Origin of the sequence: Maribacter sp. TH_r10 (genome assembly GCF_033101095.1) — a bacterium.
GTDB lineage: Bacteria > Bacteroidota > Bacteroidia > Flavobacteriales > Flavobacteriaceae > Maribacter_A > Maribacter_A luteus.
In genome coordinates this window covers 72,703-91,309 of record NZ_JAWMPY010000006.1, presented here as the reverse complement: position 1 = coordinate 91,309, position 18,607 = coordinate 72,703, and the positions used below count along the sequence as shown (strand labels likewise).

Below are 18,607 nucleotides of genomic sequence, written 5' to 3'. Positions count from 1 at the left end.
CTTTTAACCACTGGGGAATAATCATGAATAAATATACCATAAACATCATACCAAGCCGATGATCTTCATCTTACGGGAAGGTCAAATATCTTCAATAGTACTATGTTTTTGATTCCCTTAGTAAAAAAATGCCGATTGATAACAATCGGCATTTTTTGTATGAACTTAATTTTATTTATCTGTAAAGTGTAAAATGACCTACATAGCGTAGCTTGGTCTTGTCATTTGCATTGACCACGTACCAATAATCACCTGAAGGTACCGGACTACCGTCATAATAACCGTCCCAATTACTAACCGCATCGAGTTCGGCCACTACCCTACCATAGCGATCATAGATCTTGACCTCAATATTAGGGAAAAATTCACGGTTCTTTGGTGCCCAAACATCGTTATTATTATCACCATCAGGAGTGAAGAAATTAGGTATTTCCAACATTCCCGTAAACTCGAACGGAACTGTTATCAAAGCCTCACATCCATTTTGATCCACGACCCTGGCCGTAACGGTTACACTTTCGTTGGTCGTAAACACATTTTCACTACCATAGGATTCCCCTTGGAAGAAAAACTCATATCCTCCAAAACCTCCACTAGCGGTAACCGTTAACTCATTCGGACCTGTTTTGACTCCATCTATGGTCAATGGCTCATAATTTTCAAGAGTGAACTCTTCAAAACTGGTACAACCATTTTCATGATAAATGTAGATCGTATGATCCCCTGCCGGAAGGTCTCCCCAAGTGGTTGTGGTATCTGCTACATTAATATCATCAACATCCAAAGAAAATAGTAATTGTGGCAATAAATCGGTTTCCTGCATTTCTAGAGACACCGTACTATAGGGGAAGATACCTTCACAACCATATTGTACAATAGCCTCCGCAGTTAAATCGACCCCTATTTCAATTGGAATCAATGCATCGGTTCCGCACATATTCGCATCTTGGACAAAAACAATATAAGTTTCGCCCCCTGCAAGGTTTTCAAAAGTTAAATCATCATTACGAACAAAAACCTCACTACCATCCGAATCAGGACCGACCAACATGGTTTCGTAATAAGATACCGAGGTAATCGGATCTACAAAAGGTGTACCCCCAGAGACCGTTAATTGTGCGGTACCATCGGCAAACCCGATACAGGTTTCAGGCGTAGTCGCAACATCATCTATACTTACGACTGGTGGTTCCGTTACCGTAAGCACGTCTTTTTCAAAACATCCGTTTTCGTCCTGAATCAAGATTTCATAACTACCTGCCGCAAGCTCCTCGAAAGTATATGTACCTGGATTTGATGGGTCACTAAAGAATTCGTTGAAATTCGGTTCTATCGCGAATTGAATCAATCCAACACCTCCGCTGGTAACCTCAATCGTAATTGACCCGTCCTCATCTCCAAAACAACTTACCGGAACAGGATTTGCTTCGAATATAATCGGTTCAGGTCTTACAATTTCAAAAGGACCCGCAATATCACTACATGTTGCCCCACTTGTTACGACTATATAATAATCAGTACCTGCATCCAAACCTTCGAATGTTCCATGATCTTGTGGCCCACGAACAAGGGTTGCCGTTGCTGATGGACTAAATGCATCAACGGGGTCACCCGAATACAAGTAGAACTGATTACCCCCTACGCCGCCGTTAGCAAAGGATTCTATCCTTCCGTCCAATTCAGATGCACAAGAAATATCATCCGGTAAATTAGGTAATAATGTTATTCCTGTCGCATCGGTCATGGTAATACCATTGGATCTTACGGCCGGACAAATATTTAAAGCGTTTTTCTTTCTTATATCGAACTGATAAGTAATTCCGGCCACACCGGTAAATAATTGCGAAGTACCGGTCATATCGGTATATACCCCGACTTCGATCCCATTCTCAATACGAACATATTCGTAAGTAAACAATGGATCAGGGTTTTCTATGGTTAGTCGTATTTCTCCCATACCACCACAACCAGGAACTCCAGTCTGCACCAATTTAGGCTGTACGGCCGGTGGTGGATCCACATAATAAGGCTCCGTGACGAATGTACAATCAAAACTGGAAGATACTTCTATGGCATACCAGCCTTCACTAATGAAACCACCGGTTGCCCCAATGAAAGTAGGTGTATTCTGCAATCCGCTTGTAGATACTATATCGGTATTATCATTACTGTTAAGGTATAACAATTGATAGTTATATCCAGCTCCGGGATATCCTCCCGTAGCACCGGCGATTGCGGTTACTGCATCTCCCGATGATGTATCATACGCTTCCAATACGGCATTGTTACCCCCTGGACATTGTAAAGCCAATGGTTCACGAATACCAGCATTAATCTGTGGAACCGGGGCCAAATTAATTTCAAACGTATCTGTACAACCTTCTACATCTTGGATTTCAATTTGGTAATCACCACTTGGTAAGTTTTCAAATCTGCTACTGTTCGAAAATGGTACAACCTCTGTGGCATATGTTGCCCCTCCGTCAGAACTTACCAGAAGTCTGTACTCATAAGGGGAACCATCCCAGCCACCTTGACCAGTTGCCTCTATAATACCTGTATCATCATTACATCCTGTATTACCGACCTCTATAGCGGTCACCTCCAATTCCCCGTTCGGTGTTCTTATCGTAGCAACATTACTGTCACTAGAACAATAGGGTACATCATCTGAAATAACCTCAACAAAGAAATTACCGCCTGTTAAACCGGTTATGGTCTCTGGATTATTGGCCGTATCAAAACTACCCGTTGTTAATACCGTGGTTTTTCCTGTATCGCTGGCACTGTAGACATTATAAGTATAGGAACCTATATAATCCGTAACTTCTATAGACAATTCACCGTCATTGCCCGGATTGAAACAAGTTATCGCTTTAGCCTCACTTATAACAACCGTAGGACTAGTTGGCTCTACGACAGTATGTACGGGCATTGGATATGTACACCCTCCTATATTGTCGGTAACCTCAAAAATATAGTCCCCAGCAGCAGGCAAGTACATATCTACATAATCATTGCCTGCAGAATTTGTCACTGGAGTAATAGGAGCTACTGAAACAGCACTTACCGTGAAATCGGTCGTGCCCACTACTTGGATACGTACTCGTTCATCATCCCTACAGTTCAAGGCATCTACATCAATAATCGTTGAAGTAATATCATCTGGTGTAGCCAAAGTCGGTAAATCAAAAAAGGTTTGACAACCATTGCCATCAATGGCATAAACAGTAATATTTTGGGGAGAACCATTATCAACGATTTCAAAAGAATTTGATGATTGAAAATCCGAATACCCCGTAATACTATATTGATAGCCACTACCTACAGTTCCCGGGTTTGAAGGATCTACCGTTACGGTAATCGTAGTAGAGCTATATCTATTGGCACCTGTTTCACATGCAAAAGGTGGCGCTGTTGCCGTAATGACAAAATCATCCGGTTCGGTAATCTCCAAATCTCCTGAGAGGGCCTCACAATTTCTGGCAGAGGTCACGATTACCTCGTAGTTGCCAGGACCCAAATTCGTAAAAGACCCTGAATTGTTCGTTGCTATCGTAGTTCTACTTACAAAGTCGACCAATTCATAACTTATAGGTCCGTCTGCATCAGTACCAGCTTGCAAGACAATATCGATACTACCATCATTATCCCCAAAACAAGTGATATCATGTAAATTGGTTGATTCTATTACAGGAGTAACAGCTGCATCCAAATGGATAATCGGGATATCAAAAAAACAAAATATTGAACCATCGAACATTATATCATCAACTACGGTAACTGAATAGTCACCTGGAAACAAACCAGTAAATACAGTATTTCTTGTAACCAAGGGATCATTTGATTGAGTTATAGAAACCGGGTTCGAATTATAATCAAATCCTGTTAGCTCAAAAGTAAAATCACCACTACCCCCCGTAGTCTGTATAGTTATTTCCCCATCCCCATCATTACAAGTAGTATCGGTCGTAAAACTTCCTGAAGCCGATAAAAATTCGTAAACATGTGCCGTAGCCTGTGAGGTACACCCGTTGGCATCGACCACACCTACAACATAATCACCGGGGGTGGAAACAACATAGGTCCATTCATAAACACTTCCATTCAATACACCATAATGCTCCTCTCCGCCCAAACTAAATAACGGTGTATCTATCGTATCCGGTACACTTACCGTAATATCAAAAGCCGTGGATGTAAAATCACATTGATTAACAACCGTTGTAGTGATAACAGGAGGAGTATCAGTAGGAATAATACTCGCTATTGCAAAAGAGCTACAACCACTAAAATCTTTTACATAAACGTCATAGTCCCCTGCAGGCCCAAAGAAAGTGGTTGCTGAACCATAATCACTAGCAATAGGTACATCACCCTGCGGCATAAAAGCAAAGCTATAGGAAATACCATCACCTCCCCTACCTTGTACGGTAATGGATCCATCGGAATTACAATTCGCAGGGGTCGTATTTAATATATCAATAGCTGGTAGATTTTGATCTATGGTAACTGCAACTGCATCGACGCAAGTATCTGTTAAATTCTCAACAATAATCTGATAATCCCCATAAGGTGCATTATAACTTCCGGTATGTGGGGTCGCCGAAGTAGTAACAGAGGACTCTAAGGTAATTCGTGAGCCGTCCTGTTCGTTCAACAATTCAATCTGTAAAATATCCCCAACAATAAATCCTGTGATTTCATACAAAATCTGACCATCGGTACTTGGGTAACACGCAGCTGGATTTGCTGTAGCCGTCACCTCTAGGGTAGATGGACCTTCAATCGGAGGAATCTCCTGTTCATAAATACATCCAGTTCCTGTATCAGTCACCATCACAGTATATGTAACACCATATTGAATACCATCAGTCGAATTACTGAATGTATGATCGTTTACAGCTGGCGTATTGTTTAATGGGTAGTACGCCGGTTGATGCTCCAATTTTATTTCATAAGAGCCTGATCCACCACTAACACTTACGGCATAGGTAAAGCCACTATCATCACAAATAACAGGTATTGGAGGAGGAATAGGCGTAATCACCACCTCATTGGTCGTTATGGTTACTAAATCTAAATCGGTACAACCGTTGGCATCCACAGTAATTACCCTATAATCGCCTGGTATCAAGGCTGTATCGGTTATCGCGTATGGCAACGAAGATCGAGCCACATCATCTTCCCTAGTAATAAAATTACCAAAGCTATCTTCTATGACAAAACTGAAATTTTCTGTACCGTCTATAACATTGGTAATTTCAATACCACCACTGACTGCACTTAGTGAACAGGTAGCAGGTATTTCTGTAACCATAGCATTGGGTACTGGCGTAGGATCGTTGTTAATGTCAATGGTACCTGTATACAAACATCCTCTTGCATCCTGTATTTCCACATCATATGTACCTACGGCCAAATCCGAAAAAGCACTTTGGGAACCAAATCCTCGATTATCAAAATTAATTAGATAAGGAGGTACCCCACTAGTGGCATCCGGGGTGATGACTACCCTACCATTATCGATAGCACCCCCACAACTTACATCAAAAGTTTCTATTGTTGGTGGATCCAAAGAAGCCGGCGGTGCTAAATATATTGGTGCTGACTCCGCAGAACAAGCACTATTGGTCGTATTTTCATCGAAAATGCGGAATATATAGTCTCCGTCTAAAGTAGTATCGTATAAGAAACTATTGGATGTAAATGTGGTCAATGCCCCCCAAGTAGCCCCGTTATCAGCACTCACTTGATACTGTTTGGTTCCCAACCCTGAGGTATACCCCCCTGTTACACTTACCCTTATTGTTCCAGGGGTTCCTCCACATGGGATTTCAGTTTCAATACTCGTAGAAACACGCAACTGTGGCTCAATGGTTATAGAAAGATCATCACTACAATTATTACCATCAACAACCTCAATAGTATAATTCCCCGGGGTTAGCCCTGTAAATGTTGGACTAGCTTGTAGCGCTCCCCCATTAATACGATACTGATGACCACTTAAAGGTGCCGTACCAGCTGTTGATGTTACTGTTGCAGTTGCACCAAAACTAGGGTCGTAACAAAAATCGGAAGCAGCGTTATCCAAACTTATAGTTGGAGCGTTTAAAGGTTCAAGATCAAAAGTAAAGGTATCTGTACAACCTTCTGAATCTTCAACTGTTAAGGTATATACATCTGAAGGATCCAATGGGTCCGTTCCTTGGCTAAGGTTACTAAATGTCCTACCCGATTTAGGTCCCACGGTAGTACTTCCATCAGGATAAAGCAAGGTATACCTATAAGTACCCCAACCCCCAGTGGCATTAGCAACCACACGACCTAAATTACCATTGGCACAGGTCATGGCCGTTACCACACTGGTACTTAAGTCTATAGGTGAAGCCTCTTGAATATCAAATGAAGCCGTATCGGTACAACCTGTATCCGCATCAGTAACTGTAATGGTATATGTCCCCGCTCCCGAAAGTGGCAATACAACCTCACCATCGCTCTGTGGACCTCCTGAAAACAATCCACTATTGATATCATATGTATAGTTATTCGCAAAACCATCGATTAAAAATGTTCCGGTTCCATCAGTGGCCCCATTACAGACATTTAAATCCCCTCCAGATTTAACCCTTGCCCGGATAGAACTTATTACTGCTGGTGTAAACCCTTCTGTATAGGTACATCCGTTAACGTCGGTTATCTGGAATATATAAGAGGTACTGGTACTCAGACCTACGAAGGTATCACTAGCCCCATTGTCGATAACGCTAGGACTTATAACCGAATAATTGGCTATTGCCGCATTGGCCGTAGCAGTCAACTGTACATCGGAAGATCCCAAAGAACAATTGATATTGCTTTGGGCAAAATCGAGATCCGTTGGTGGATCAACATCCAAAATTGTTATTGGCGTTAATTCCAATCGGCATCCGCCCCCGTCCTCTATCATTGGCGTATAGGTTCCCGGTGATAAATTAGCATACGATGTAGTACCCGTAAAGTTTAGCCCGTCGATACTAAAAACATACCCACTACCAGAGCCTCCGGTAAAAGGCCCAACAAAATCTATTTGACCTCCATTAGTTCCTCCACTACCATCACAGGTACGATCTGTAATTTTGGTCGCTGAACCGGAAATCACCCCTACACTTGAAACTGTTACATCCGATAAGGGCAGGGTACATTCAAATCCTCCTTGTTCATAATGCACTTCTATCTCGTCATAAAGTGTACCTGAAGGCGATGCTGAAACTGATATTTCAGGAGTTGTCTCCCATGCATCCGAACTACTGACCCTATAAGATAGATTATATCCTCTTGCATCAGTGACATTAAAATTAATTTTCGCTCCACCATTGGAGCATGTACCATCTGTTCCCGTTGCTGTTACCGATGGCGGTAGCAGCGTTTCCACACTGGCCGAAGCCGTAATGGAACAACCATTACTATCGGTAATCACTATATCATATGAACCGGCTGAAGTTACCGTATATGTCGTTGATCCCGTATTGGTCATGGCATCACCAAATGCCGGTTGTGCGGCTCCCCCATTTACCGTAAAAGTATATGGTGCGGCTCCACCGGAGGTATTGATCGTAACATCAACATCTGAAATGACATTAGGGGCAATAGTACACCCAAAACTACTATGTACCTCTGTTGAGGCATCAAGAGCAATTAAACCATCACCTATTATTATCGGGTTTCCAAAATCATCTAAACTTTCTTGTGGCGGGTCTATCCCATTTAGTACATCTCCATAACATTGTTGTGTTTCTACTTGAACGGTATAAGTACCAAAACCTACCGCTGAAAAAGTATAAGGATTATCAGAAATTGGAGCTGTGTACTCTTGGACTACCCCACTCGCATCCAACAAGGTGTAAATATATGGTCCGGGTACATCATTGACCGTTACCTCAATAGAACCTGTTTCCCCATAGCATTGGGCATCGACGAAAGTCACCCCGATATCAATATTGCGTTCTTCTATAACTATAGGTGTGTAAGGATATTCACAAGTATTCGGTGTATTCTGCAATCTTGCCTTAACCACATACGTTCCAGGAGTTAAATCGGTAAAAATAGGACCTTGCCAAGGGCCATATCCACTTCCGCTATCAATACTGAACTCATATGCACTGGAAAGATTGGTTATCTGTATTCTTCCCGGTACGTCACAGATATAATCTTGCTTTACAAAGGTCTGGGTAATGGTACTTTTCTTAACCTTAAAATAATAATAGGGTCCTGATCCATTGACCCTTACCCTGAATTCACCTCCTGTAGTTGAAGAAACAGTACTAGCATCAATAGTAAAGTTCTGTGCAGTACTAACCTGAGTATAACAAGAATTTTCCGTTTCGGGACAATCCTCATTAATATCGGCAGAACAAGAACCTCCTAATATTTCCCATGACACAGAACCAAAAGGAGCTCCTGACAAGGAAACAACCCTATCATCGGAATCACCACAAAGATTGAAACGCGCAATAGTACTACCATCATTCGTACATGCAACTTCTTCATCGGCACCTTGGATTATGGTGGTGAACATGGGCATCGGTGATGAAACGTTCAATGATTTTTGTTCTTCTAAAACATTTGACGTTTTGGACGTTTTGGAAACTTCAGTCTCCGAGCTACGTTCTTCCGTAGAAACAACCTTCTCGAGGACTTCCGAAATCCCAACTACAAAATTGTAGTCATAATTTGCAATAGCCGAAGTGCAAACCGCAGAGAATAGCAACAGCAATATGGCATAAAGTATATGCCTTGGGCTTTTTGGAAACATAGGTTAAGTCAGTTATGGCAAGAATATGCTTGGATTGGGGTGCAAGTATATTCTTTAGCGTATTTATTTAAACTTATATAATTCTATTTATCTTTAGGGCTGATAGCCTTTCATATAATATTTAATTTTAACGTCAAAATATGAAGAATAGTATTACATACCTCTATTTATTCGTTATAACGCTAAATTTTTCTTGCGCCCAGGAGCCTGAAAATAAGGCAAATACACCAAATAGCATTCCTTTTACAGCAGAGCTATTCGTCGATGGACTCCAAATACCATGGGGCATGGCGTTTCTTCCTGATGGCAACATGCTCATTACGGAAAAATCCGGGGATTTGATTCACTTTCAAGAAGGGAAAAAAAACTATATAGCAAATGTTCCCAAAGTATATGTTAGAGGCCAAGGAGGTTTAATGGATATATGTTTACATCCCGATTATGAAACCAATGGTTGGTTGTACATAACCTATGCTTCTGAAGAAGGAAACGAAAAAGGAGGACATACTGCTTTAATGAGGGCAAAACTAAAAGATAACAAATTGTATGACAATGAGTTACTTTATAAAGCTGGTCCAAATACCACTAAAGGACAACATTTTGGATCACGTATAGCATTTGATAATGAAGGATATTTATATTTCTCTATAGGCGAACGAGGTGCAAGGGACGAAAATCCGCAAGATATAACCAGGGATGGGGGCAAAATATATAGGTTGAATGATGATGGAAGCGTACCCGAAGACAATCCTTTCATCAATGAAGAAGGTGCTAAAACGGCTATTTACAGTTATGGGCACCGAAATCCACAAGGACTGGTAAAACATCCTGATACAGGGGAAATCTGGGATCATGAACATGGGCCTAGAGGTGGTGACGAGATCAATATTATTGAAAAAGGTGCCAATTATGGTTGGCCTTTGGTTACATACGGAATCAATTATAGCGGAACGCCCATTACCGATAAAACCGAAATGGAAGGCATGAAACAACCCATTCACTATTGGGTTCCTTCCATAGCCCCCAGTGGAATGGCCTTTGTAACTTCTGACAAGTATAAAGATTGGAAAGGTAGTTTATTGGTAGGATCCCTGTCTTTTCAATATCTGGAACGTTTGACCTTGGATGGAACAAAGGTCACGAACAGGGAAAAGTTGTTGGAGAACATGGGCCGGGTCCGCGATGTTCGTCAAGGTCCCGATGGAATCATTTATGTGGCCATAGAAGGCAAAGGAATTTATAAATTAATCCCAAAACAGTAATCCCCCACACATGAAATTAAGACTATTGACCATCTTATTTTTTTTAATTGGCGTATTCTACACCAATGCACAAGAACCTGAATTACAATCCAGTATGGTAAGGGGAAGTGAAATATATAACGACTTCTGCGTGGCTTGCCATATGCCTGCAGGAGAAGGTATTCCTTTTGTTTTTCCTCCTTTGGCAAAATCGGATTATTTAAAACAGCAAAGAACTGCAAGTATCAAAGGTGTGAAATTCGGACAGGAAGGGGAGCTCATCGTAAACGGTGAAACATACAATAACACCATGGCCCCCATGGGATTGGATGACGGGGAAATTGCCGATGTCATGAACTATATCATGAATTCATGGGGCAATTCAACAAACGAAATGGTTACAATTAAGGAAGTGGAGGCTATTACCGAATAATAGTCCCTATGGTCTTACCGCATCCAAGGCCTTTTTGACTGAACCATGTTTTTTAAGCAATTGTTCCGCCTCGTCATAGTCTATACCTAAACCTTCGACCAAGTAACGGGTTCCACGGTCGACCAATTTTGTATTGGTCAATTGCATATTCACCATTTTATTTCCCTTAACACGGCCGATTTTGATCATCAAGGCAGTGGTTATCATATTAAGTACCAATTTTTGGGAGGTCCCACTTTTCATTCGCGTACTACCGGTAACGAATTCAGGTCCAACATTTACCTCTATAGGGATATCCGATACCACAGCTAAAGGGGAACCAGGATTGTTCGTAATGCCACCAGTTAACAAACCATGCTCTTTAGCCGCCTGAAGTCCACCGATTACATAAGGGGTTGTTCCAGATGCTGCAATACCCACGATCACATCATTTTCACAAACATTGAACTCTTTTAGATCCAACCAAGCCTGGTTTACATCGTCTTCCGCATTTTCAACAGCTTTTCTAATCGCAGTATCCCCACCGGCAATCAATCCGATTACCCGGGAGTGGGGCATTCCGAAAGTTGGCGGTATTTCAGAAGCATCCAAAATTCCGAGACGCCCACTAGTACCTGCTCCAATATAGAATAAACGTCCACCTTTATCAAAACGTTCCGCTAAGGCATCGACCAACTTTGTTATGTTCGGAATAACCTCGGCCACGGCTAGAGCCACCTTTTGATCTTCATTGTTAATACTCTCTAAAATAGTGGAAGTACCCATCTTCTCCAATTGATCGTAATTGGAGGGGGTTTCAGTAATCTTTTTATAGTCCATAAAAATTATATCAGGTGTACGTTGTTGTTCCGAAAAAGTTTAAGTTGATCATCATCCGGTGATAACTCCGTGATCATGGTGTCAACCGCTGTCATATCACAGGTTTTATATCGATGTCTCGAATTCAATTTTTTTGATATACACAAAAGTATTGTTTTTTTCGAGGCCTTCATAATTGCTTTTTTAACTTGTACAACGTCCCAATCAAAATCTGTCAACCCGTCCGAGGCATCAACATACCCCGTACCGATAAAACCATAATCCACTTTTATTTCTGATAGGGCATGGGTAGCATTGGCCCCGATGGCAATTTGTGACTCTTTGGAAATTTTACCCCCAATGAAGATAACATCGACCTTCGGTTTTGTGGTCAGCTCCATCGCCACTGGCAAACTCATGGTAAAGCAGGTCAATTTTAAATGCAAAGGAATTATCCTTGCGAACTCCATACAAGTTGTACCACCATCAATAAATATGACCGCATCATTTTTCAGCAAAGTTGCCGCTTTTTCCGCAATGGTTATTTTTTGTGGCAACGCATATATATTGGTATTCCTAGTACTACTGGTAGTAAAACCAAGGGATATGGCACCACCATGTACTTTTCGCAATTTGTTCTCTTGATCCAATTCTTTAACATCCCTTCGTGCCGTGTCAATTGATACGTCCAATTTCTCGGCAATATCGGTAAGTAGCACCCTATTATGTAATTCAACTTGGGACAATATGGCCTGATGTCGCTCTTCCTTAAGCATAACCGTTTATTTTAATCCTTCAAAGATAATAAAAGAATTTAATTGCAGTTTTATTCCTTTTTTTTAAACAAAACCCCTATAAATTATATTATAATGCAATTTACTGCAATTAAAACAGCAAAAAACAGCAATTTGTTTTAAAATACTTTATATTTGTAGCTCAATCATATTCAAGAACAGTCAAATGAGCACACTTTTAGAAAAAACAGCAAAAGACATCAGCTACAAACCCGTAGGTCAATTTGAGGAAACACGTTTTGAAAAAATTCATAATGTAATTTTCGAAGATTCCAATGAAGGCTCCATTCAGGTCGCTAGGGAAATATCAGATCTGATTCGCAAGAAACAGGCATTAGGAGAAAACTGTGTCCTTGGCCTTGCTACAGGCTCATCCCCTATCAAGGTTTATGAGGAATTAGTGCGAATGCACCGGGAAGAAGGTTTAAGTTTTTCCAATGTAATTACCTTTAATCTGGATGAGTACCTACCCATGGACAAGTCGAACATGCAAAGTTATTATTACTTTATGCACGAACACTTGTTCAACCACATAGACATTCCTGCTGAAAGCATCAATATCCCGGACGGTAGCCTTCCGCAAGAAGAAGTGGTAGACTTTTGCCTGGCTTACGAAAAGAAAATAAAGGATAACGGTGGACTTGACTTTCAACTATTGGGTATCGGAAGGACAGGGCACATAGGTTTTAATGAACCAGGGTCACATTTCAATTCAGGGACCCGCGTCATAACCCTTGACCACATCACAAGAGTAGATGCCGCACCAGCCTTTTTAGGTATTGACAACGTTCCCAGAAAAGCAATCACAATGGGGATCGCAACAGTGCGGAACGCCAAAAGAATCGTTCTACTTGGTTGGGGTGACAATAAAGCGAGAATCATTAAACAAACCATTGAAGGCAAGATTTCCTCACAAGTACCTGCCACCTATCTTCAAGAACATGATAATGTAACGTTTGTATTGGATAAAGGTGCAGGTAGCGAATTGACACGGAATAAGACGCCATGGTTAGTTGGACCATGTGAATGGACAGATAGTCTTACCGCTAAAGCAATCGTATGGTTATGCGGTAAAACTGAAAAATCTATCCTAAGCTTAACCGATAAGGATTATAATGACAACGGTATGTCCGATCTTTTATCCTTGGAAGACTCCTACGACTTGAATATTAAAATGTTCAACAAGCTTCAACATACCATTACGGGGTGGCCAGGTGGCAAACCCAATGCCGATGACACCAGCAGGCCGGAACGCGCGGAACCTGCCAAAAAACGTATCATCATATTCAGCCCTCATCCAGATGATGATGTTATATCAATGGGAGGCACATTTGACCGTTTGATCGAACAGGGGCACGATGTACACGTAGCCTACCAAACATCGGGCAATATAGCCGTTTCTGACACAGAAGCATTGAAGTTTGCCGAAATATCGAATACCATAACCCCTTCGACCGAATCCCAAAGTATAATTGACACCCTATTGAACAAGGACGAGAACAGTTTTGATGTCGCGGAGGTGAGGTCATTGAAAGGCGCTATACGTAGAGCGGAATCCTACGCAGCAACCCGTTACTTAGGATTGGAAGATTCCCATGTACACTTCTTGAACTTACCCTTTTACGAAACTGGTACAATTAAGAAAAACAACCTTTCAAATGCCGATATCGATATCATGGCAGACCTTATAAATGATATAAAACCACATCAGATTTATGCAGCTGGCGATTTAGCCGATCCACATGGCACCCATAAGGTTTGTTTGGACGCGCTTTTCGAAACCCTAAAACGCCTTAAACCCGAACCATTCATGAAAGACTGTTGGTTATGGCTATATAGGGGAGCATGGCACGAATGGGATATCAACGAAATAGAAATGGCCGTACCGATGAGTCCAGATCAGGTTTTGAAAAAACGATACGCGATTTTCTGCCATCAATCACAAAAAGACGGAGCAATGTTCCAAGGGGATGATTCAAGGGAGTTTTGGATGCGCGCCGAGGAACGCAACCGAAACACCGCTGCCAAATACAAAGCATTAGGCTTGGCAGATTATGCGGCCATGGAAGCATTCGTGCGTTATAAATTAGATTAATTACACCTCTTAATACATTTTAAAGGCCTATTTTTATTTTAAAATAGGCCTTCTTTACAATTACAATGATCAAAAAAACCAGTTTATTACTAAGCATCCTTTTTTTTGCTTCTTGCTCTGTTTTTAAACCTTTTCCCCAACCGAGGACAGAATTCAGGGGCGTTTGGGTAGCGACAGTAGTCAATATCGATTGGCCAAAGAGCGGTTCAGATTCCATAGAAAAACAAAAAAAAGATTTCTTAAACATCCTCCAATTTTACCAAGACCTTAATTTCAATGCCATAATCGTTCAAGTACGAACGGCCGGAGATGCTTTTTATGAATCAAAATATGCTCCCTGGTCCAGGTTTTTGACCGCAAAGGAAGGGGTAGCCCCAAAAAACGATTTTGATTACCTAGATTGGATGATCAAGGAATCACACAACAGGGGAATGGAGTTTCATGCATGGCTAAATCCGTATAGGGCTACTTTTGACCTTAAAACCGATATTCTGAGTCCTACCCATGATTTTAACCTTCACCCGGAATGGATGATCAAATACGGTAAAAAATATTACTATGACCCAGGCCTTCCTGAAGTTCGAAAAAGAATGGTCTCCATAATGAACGAACTGGTCACCAATTATGACATTGACGCCGTTCATTTCGATGATTATTTTTATCCGTATAAAATCAAAGATGAAATTTTCAAAGATTCGGCCACCTATACGTCAAATGCCCTACCAAACCAATCATTAGATGATTGGAGACGCAGCAACATCGACTCCTTAGTCATGAATATGCACAAGACCATAAAACAGGACAAACCCTGGGTACAATTCGGCATTAGCCCATTCGGAGTATGGAAAAACAAAAGCACGGATCCAAGGGGTTCCGATACCCAAGCAGGGCAAACCACTTACGAGGACCTTTACGCAGACCCTCTTACTTGGATGGAAAATGGATGGATAGATTATATTGTTCCCCAAGTATATTGGAGTATGGATCTTCCTGTAGCGTCCCATACCAAAATTGTGGACTGGTGGGCAGAAAACAGCACCAACACCAATCTATATATTGGAAATGGAGCCTATAAAGTCCGAAACAACAGCGACAAAGCTTGGGACAATAAAAAAGAACTTCCCAACCAATTAAAATTAGCTAGAAAGACCCCAGCAGTTGAGGGCAACGTATTCTTTAGTGCCAAAAGCCTTATGGAAAACAATCCTGATGTTGTAGAAACCCTAAAAAAGAAAATTTACCACTCCCCATCCCTACCGCCAACCTCTCCTTTGGAACCCGAATTACATAGACAAAGAGTGCAACTGGAATCTTGGGAGACTAAAAATGTAAACCACGTACTCCAATTTAAAAACACCGAGCCATATCGTTATGCAATGATTTACCGAACAGGAAAAAAGACGAAAGACCTATATCCCATGAAAAAATTGCTTTTAAAAACAAGTATCGATAACGGCAAGAGTATATCAATCCCATTCATAATACTAAACGACCAAAAAAGAATCGCAATTACGTTCATAGATAAATTCGGTCATGAAAGTACCCCTATCAACTTACCTTTAAACCAACAGAAACTAACTAAATGATACAAAAAGACAAACGGGCCTGGGCTTGGATCCCCCTGCTCTATTTTACCCAAGGACTACCTTATGTGTTGGTGGTGACCGTATCTGTAATCATGTACAAAAAACTAGGGGTAAGCAATGAAGATATAGGACTGTACACCAGTTTATTGTACCTCCCATGGGTTCTAAAACCACTTTGGAGCCCTTTTATAGACCTAAAAAGCACAAAACGGAATTGGTTTTTGGCCATGCAACTCGTTATTTCAATAGCCCTATTGGGTGTGGGTTTAAGCCTAACGACCCAAATGTTCTTTATGACCACCTTAGCGTGCTTTTGGATGGCAGCTTTTGCTTCCGCGACCAATGATATTGCATCAGACGGATATTACATGTTAGGTCTTACGGAAAAAAAACAATCCTTTTTTGTCGGTATCAGAAGCACATTCTATCGTTTGGCAATGGTTACCGGTGAAGGATTGATTGTAATCCTTGCTGGTTTTTTAGAACAGAAATACGGGGACAATACGAAAGCTTGGAGCATTACCATGACGGCAACGGCCTTTCTGATGTTAGCCTTGACCGTATCAAACTTTTTCGTTACACCCAAATACGAATCCTCAGAGGCCATTGCCAAACAGAAACCGAAAGGGTTTTGGGAAGTCTTCGCATCTTTCTTTAACAAACCAAATATTGGCATCGCATTGACCTTTATCTTAACCTATAGGTTGGGTGAGTCACAACTTGTAAAGATGGTCTCACCATTTTTATTGGATCCTTTGGAAAAAGGAGGGCTCGGATATTCAACCGAACAATTGGGAACTATTTTCGGAACGGTTGGAGTCATATTCTTATCATTAGGGGGAATTTTAGGCGGAATCTTAATATCAAGGGACGGACTGAAAAAATGGATGTTACCCATGGTCCTATCGCTTAACATACCCAATATTCTTTATGCAATACTCGCCTTTACCAAAACCACCAGTATAGTAGCAGTAACGACCACGGTAATCTTTGAGAAGTTCGGTTATGGCTTTGGCTTTGCCGCGTTTTTAATGTATCTGATATACATTGCCGAGGGCAAATCCAAAACATCGCATTATGCCATAGCTACAGGGTTCATGGCCCTGGGAATGATGTTACCCGGAATGATCAGTGGATATATTCAACAATGGCTGGGTTACGGGGGCTTTTTTATCTGGGTCGTCATAGCCTCTTTACCTGCTTTATTCTTATTGAAATTCATTACCTACCCTGCCGATTTCGGCAAAAAAACAAAAAACACCGATGCATAAATTGCTTCCATACGAATTAGCAGCCCAAGAATTGACCCCTATTGAGAAAATTGGGCAACTGTTCATGCCCGCTGCGTTCATTAATGATTCAGAAGAAGAAATAAAAATCTTGGAACGACTCATAAGCGAAAATCATATCGGAGGGCTTTGTTTTTTCCATAGTAGGGCAAGTGCGGCCACCAATTTTGAAGGTAAAAAAAAGATTGTTTACAATGAGCAAAGTTTTGAAACACTACAAAAACTTATACAACGTTACCAAAACAAATCCAAGCATAGGTTACTTATTGCCATTGATGCCGAATGGGGCTTGGCCATGCGGATTGAAAACACCCCTCAGTACCCATATGCGCTAACTCTGGGAGCAATCAAGGACAATAACGAACTTGTATATCAAGTGGGAAAGAACATTGCCTATGATTGCAAACAAGCAGGTATTCATTATAATTTAGCCCCTGTTTTGGACATCAACAACAATCCGAAAAATCCGGTTATCGGTTATCGGTCATTTGGTGAGGATAAAATTAATGTAGCCCAGAAAGCATCCGCGTATATAAGTGGTATGCAAAGTGAAGGTGTTCTCGCCAGTATAAAACATTTTCCTGGTCATGGAGACACTGCCACAGATTCCCATTTAGGACTTCCTATCATAAAAAAAACGAAGGAAGAGTTACTCGACAATGAATTATTTCCGTTTAAGAAACTGATAAATGAAGGGATTGATTCCGTGATGGTAGGGCATCTTTGTGTACCTGCGCTATCCAACGGAAAAGAAATACCTTCGAGCATTTCAAAGGACATGATCAAAGGTATTTTACGGGATGAACTTGGTTTTGAAGGCGTTGTGATATCCGACGCCCTGAACATGCATGCCGTTTCTAAAAACTACCCTATACAAGGTGAATTGGAGTGGTTGGCCTTTGATGCCGGAAACGATATTCTTTGTTTTGCAGAAGAGGTTGAAGCCGGAATGGAAATGATTTTGAAAAAAGCCACCAATCGGCAAATAGAAGAATCGTTTGCTCGAGTTTGGTCTTTGAAAGAAAAAGCTATCCGAAATGAACCCGAAACATCTTCCTTACTTAGTACACCCGAATCACTTAATGAAAAAATAGCGAAATCTAGTCTTACCCTTGTACAAGGCACTGAAAATGACATAACCTCTTTTCGGGAAAAGGGCTTCATTGGTTTTACAAATACCATGATAAGTGAAAACCCGTTTTTCCAAATGATTACCAAGGAGAATAGTTTTCATATGCATTCTTTCTTAGACACTTCTCTTGAAAAAATTGGGGAATTGACCAAAAAAGAAGAAAACCTTCTTATGGCCATTGTACCTCCACAAGCTAAACCAATCCATGATTTTGGTTTTTCAAAAACTGAAATAGACTTGTTCAACAAAATGATCCATACAAAAAATGTTGTTCTTTATTTTTTTGGCAACCCTTATGCTCTGGAACTTTTTGATTACAAAAATGCCAATGCGGTGATTATGGCCTACCAAAACTTCAATACCTTCCAAAAGGTAGCTGCCACCCATTTTTTGGGCAAACTAGCTGCCAAGGGCGAACTTCCCGTTCATCTAAAATAAAGGTCAT

9 protein-coding genes are annotated in these 18,607 nt (G+C 41.1%); 6 read left to right on the top strand and 3 right to left on the bottom strand.

Going from position 1 to position 18,607, the window contains the following annotated elements:
- Positions 1-175: 175 nt before the first annotated feature.
- Positions 176-8,794 (bottom strand): T9SS type B sorting domain-containing protein, encoded by an 8,619-nt coding sequence (locus tag R3X28_RS14380; RefSeq protein ID WP_317665157.1) that lies wholly within the window; start codon positions 8,792-8,794, stop codon positions 176-178.
- Positions 8,795-8,934: 140 nt separating this feature from the next.
- On the opposite strand from R3X28_RS14380, the gene R3X28_RS14375 reads away from it, so the two are divergent.
- Positions 8,935-10,056 carry a PQQ-dependent sugar dehydrogenase gene (locus R3X28_RS14375; RefSeq protein WP_317665155.1) on the top strand — a complete coding sequence of 374 codons (1,122 nt, stop codon included), beginning with the start codon at positions 8,935-8,937 and terminating at the stop codon, positions 10,054-10,056.
- Positions 10,057-10,066: 10 nt separating this feature from the next.
- Complete coding sequence (locus R3X28_RS14370) at positions 10,067-10,468, top strand: c-type cytochrome (RefSeq protein WP_246200132.1); 402 nt, start codon at positions 10,067-10,069, stop codon at positions 10,466-10,468.
- Between the two features lie 6 nt (positions 10,469-10,474).
- Here R3X28_RS14370 and murQ read toward each other — a convergent pair whose 3' ends face one another.
- Together murQ and R3X28_RS14360 are read right to left on the bottom strand one after the other, a co-directional pair.
- A complete protein-coding gene (murQ, locus tag R3X28_RS14365) occupies positions 10,475-11,287 on the bottom strand; it encodes an N-acetylmuramic acid 6-phosphate etherase (RefSeq protein ID WP_317665152.1) in 813 nt (270 codons plus the stop codon).
- Positions 11,288-11,292: 5 nt separating this feature from the next.
- Complete coding sequence (locus R3X28_RS14360; RefSeq protein WP_154365004.1) at positions 11,293-12,042, bottom strand: DeoR/GlpR family DNA-binding transcription regulator; 750 nt, start codon at positions 12,040-12,042, stop codon at positions 11,293-11,295.
- Positions 12,043-12,226: 184 nt separating this feature from the next.
- Here R3X28_RS14360 and nagB point away from each other — a divergent pair, with 184 nt between their 5' ends.
- The 4 genes from nagB (at position 12,227) to R3X28_RS14340 (ending at position 18,600) form a co-directional block, all read left to right on the top strand.
- The gene (gene nagB / locus R3X28_RS14355; protein ID WP_317665150.1) at positions 12,227-14,155 is read left to right on the top strand and encodes a glucosamine-6-phosphate deaminase; all 1,929 of its coding nucleotides are present in this window, start codon (positions 12,227-12,229) and stop codon (positions 14,153-14,155) included.
- Positions 14,156-14,220: 65 nt separating this feature from the next.
- On the top strand, positions 14,221-15,741 hold the full coding sequence (locus R3X28_RS14350; RefSeq protein WP_317665149.1) for a glycoside hydrolase family 10 protein: 1,521 nt from the start codon (positions 14,221-14,223) through the stop codon (positions 15,739-15,741).
- Positions 15,738-17,012 (top strand): MFS transporter, encoded by a 1,275-nt coding sequence (locus tag R3X28_RS14345; protein WP_317665148.1) that lies wholly within the window; start codon positions 15,738-15,740, stop codon positions 17,010-17,012. The genes R3X28_RS14350 and R3X28_RS14345 overlap by 4 nt, the downstream gene beginning before the upstream one ends.
- Positions 17,005-18,600 (top strand): glycoside hydrolase family 3 protein, encoded by a 1,596-nt coding sequence (locus R3X28_RS14340; protein WP_317665146.1) that lies wholly within the window; start codon positions 17,005-17,007, stop codon positions 18,598-18,600. The genes R3X28_RS14345 and R3X28_RS14340 overlap by 8 nt, the downstream gene beginning before the upstream one ends.
- Positions 18,601-18,607: the final 7 nt, after the last annotated feature.

What these genes read in the sequence shown, in the direction of transcription:
- R3X28_RS14345 (WP_317665148.1), top strand. Translation starts at nt 15,738, where the DNA reads ATGATACAAAAAGACAAACGGGCCTGGGCTTGGATCCCCCTGCTCTAT.
- R3X28_RS14340 (WP_317665146.1), top strand. Translation starts at nt 17,005, where the DNA reads ATGCATAAATTGCTTCCATACGAATTAGCAGCCCAAGAATTGACCCCT.
- R3X28_RS14375 (WP_317665155.1), top strand. Translation starts at nt 8,935, where the DNA reads ATGAAGAATAGTATTACATACCTCTATTTATTCGTTATAACGCTAAAT.
- R3X28_RS14360 (WP_154365004.1), bottom strand. Translation starts at nt 12,042, where the DNA reads ATGCTTAAGGAAGAGCGACATCAGGCCATATTGTCCCAAGTTGAATTA.
- R3X28_RS14350 (WP_317665149.1), top strand. Translation starts at nt 14,221, where the DNA reads ATGATCAAAAAAACCAGTTTATTACTAAGCATCCTTTTTTTTGCTTCT.
- murQ (WP_317665152.1), bottom strand. Translation starts at nt 11,287, where the DNA reads ATGGACTATAAAAAGATTACTGAAACCCCCTCCAATTACGATCAATTG.
- R3X28_RS14370 (WP_246200132.1), top strand. Translation starts at nt 10,067, where the DNA reads ATGAAATTAAGACTATTGACCATCTTATTTTTTTTAATTGGCGTATTC.
- nagB (WP_317665150.1), top strand. Translation starts at nt 12,227, where the DNA reads ATGAGCACACTTTTAGAAAAAACAGCAAAAGACATCAGCTACAAACCC.
- R3X28_RS14380 (WP_317665157.1), bottom strand. Translation starts at nt 8,794, where the DNA reads ATGTTTCCAAAAAGCCCAAGGCATATACTTTATGCCATATTGCTGTTG.